Here is a 2763-nt window from a genome sequence, read left to right as displayed (position 1 = left end):
CAACACCTCATCGCCACCTGGACCGGCACCTGCCCCACCTGCCAGCAAACCATCCCCTGGCAGCCCTACGACACCACCTAACAAAGCACTACTAGAGTGTGCGCGTGACCGAGCAGAACCCCGAACTCATCGCCGGCCGGTACCAGCTGGTCGAACGCATCGGCCAGGGCGGTATGGGCCGGGTTTGGCGCGGCCTCGACCAGCACCTCTTCGGTCGTGAGGTTGCGGTCAAGGAGATCCTTTTTCCGCCAGGCATGGACGACGGCGACCGCGCCGCGCTGCTCCGGCGGTTCATCGGCGAGGCTCGGGCAGCGGTCACGCTCAGCCACCCCGGGATCATCACCATCCATGACGTCGTGGAGCACAACGGCGTCCCCGTCATCGTGATGGAGTTGGTCCGCGGGGAGTCCCTCGCCGCCGCCATCCGCAGCGGCGGGCGGCTGCCGGTGCAGCGGGTGGCCGAGATCGGCGCCGCCATGCTCGATGCGCTGGCCGAGGCGCACCGGGCGCGGATCGTCCACCGTGACATCAAGCCGGACAACGTGCTCCTGACCAAGGACCGCGTTGTCCTGACCGACTTCGGCATCGCCCACCTCGCGGACGCCACGACCAAGCTGAGCCACAGCGGGATCGTCATCGGCACGCCGCACTACATGCCGCCGGAGCAGCTGGAGGGCAAGCGCCCAACCCCTGCCAACGACCTGTGGGCGCTCGGCGCGACCCTCTACCACGCCGTCGAGGGGCACCCGCCGTTCGACGCGGAGGGGTTGCACGCCCTCGCCGTGGCCGTCTTCACCCGACCGCACCGACCCGCGGTCCACGCCGGCCCGCTCGCACCCGTGCTCGACGCGCTCCTCACCAAGGACCCGGCGCAGCGTTTGGGCGCCGGCGAAGCGGCCGAGATGCTGGCATCGGTACTGCGGTCCTCCACGCCCGGGCCCCATGCATCGGCAGCACACGGGCGTCAACCCGAGCCGAGCTCCCCGCCCGCTCCCGACCCGCGGGCGACCTCCGTACCGACACCGGACGCTACGACGCCCGTTCCCGCTCCTACGGGGCCGGAGCAGCCGCCGTCGACCGCACCGTCACCGCAGACCCCGACGGTCCTGGACTCCGCATCCGGCGCGGGCACCCCGCAGCGCCCCGTGCCGGACCGGCCGACCGTTCCGGCCGTGCCCGAGACCCCGGCCGAGGAACCGGTCACGCACGGGGCGGAGCACGGGGCGGAGCACGGGACGGAGGACGGCGGCCAGCGGGCGTCCGCCCGGGAGCCCCTCACCCGGCGCTCCGTGGTCCTCGCCACGGTGCTGGCCACGCTCGCCACGGGCTCCGTCCTGACCTGGGCCCTCACCCGTGGCGAGGACGCGCCCCACGGTGGCGGGGCGGCCGGCAACGGGTCGGTGGCTTCCTCCGTCACGGTGGTGATCGGGGTGGACGCCCCCCTCAGCGGCGGGCTGTCCTCCATGGGCGTCGGCATCAAGAACTCGGCCGAGCTGGCGGCCAGGACCGCCAACGAAACCAAGCACGTCCCCGGTGTGAACTTCGAGATCAAGGCCCTGGACGACGGGGCCGACCCCGCCAAGGGCGCGTCCAACGCCGCCCGGTTCGTGTCCGACGAGAAGGTGCTGGGGGTGGTCGGCCCCCTCAACTCCAGCGTCGCCAAGACCCTGGTGGCGCCGCTCGCGCAGGCGAACATGGCCGTCGTGTCACCGGCCAACACCGACCCCGTGCTGACGCTGGGCCCCGCCTGGGCCGCTGGCACCACGTCGCGTCCCTACTCCACCTACTTCCGCACCATTGCAACGGACGTCGACCAGGGGCCGTTCGCCGCCCGGTACCTGCACGGCGAGGCGAAGAAGGCCAAGCTATACGTGGTGGACGACGCGAGCGCCCACGGCACCGCTCTCACCTCCGGTCTCACCGCCGAGTTGACCAAGCTCGGCGGGACCGTCGTCGGTACCGAGCAGGTCGATCCCGCGGAACGCGCCTTCGCGGGTCTCGCCGAAAGGGTGCGGTCCTCGGGAGCCGACGCCGTCTACTTCGGCGGCTACTACGACACCGCAGCACCGCTCTCCCAGCAGCTGGAGCAGGCGGAGGTGAACGTCCCCCTGATGGGGGGCGACGGCCTCTTCGACCAGCAGTACCTCACGACGAACCCGAAGGCCGAGGGCGACCTCGCGACCAACATCGGCGTGGCCGCCGACGAATCGGCGGCGGGGCGGGACTTCCTCGCCCGGTACCGGAAGGCGGGATACCCGGAAGAGGCCGGCTGGTACGGGCCGTACGCGTACGACGCGACCTGGACCCTCATCGAGGCGGTGAAGGCGGTCGTGGCGGCCAATGACGGCACCCTTCCCGGTGACGCCCGGGCGAAACTGCCACCGGCCGTGGCACGGCTGGCCTTCGACGGAGTCACGGGCCGCGTCGCCTTCGACGGGAGTGGCGACACGGTCAACCGTCGGCTGACGGTGTACGCGGTGAACGGCGGCAGCTGGGCGACCGTGACGAGCGGACCGGCCGCCCGCTGAAACCGCCGGCGCGAGCGGCCCGGCAGTCCTTGCTCCGCCCCTTCGAGCTGAGGCCTACAGCAAGGTCCATCTGCTGACGGGGCTGGTCACCGTGGTCGGGTTCCCGTCGGCGTTCGTCATGGCTCACGTGTGGGGAACGGACATGGCCGGGCGGGCGGGTCGCCGCCCACCAGGCGAGCAGCACTTCGAGGGCAGCAGCGGCCGCGGTGCCCCGCGGGGCGCGGCCCCGAAGTTC

General features: G+C 72.1%; 1 protein-coding gene. It reads left to right on the top strand.

Going from position 1 to position 2763, the window contains the following annotated elements:
• The first annotated feature begins 104 nt into the window (after positions 1-104).
• Positions 105-2528, top strand: coding sequence for an ABC transporter substrate-binding protein (locus tag ACFV7Q_RS38680; RefSeq protein ID WP_385435642.1), 2424 nt, complete (start codon positions 105-107; stop codon positions 2526-2528).
• Positions 2529-2763: the final 235 nt, after the last annotated feature.

The organism is Streptomyces sp. NPDC059851, assembly GCF_042732005.1.
In the GTDB taxonomy this organism is placed as follows: domain Bacteria; phylum Actinomycetota; class Actinomycetes; order Streptomycetales; family Streptomycetaceae; genus Streptomyces.
This window is presented reverse-complemented; position numbering and strand designations above follow the sequence as displayed.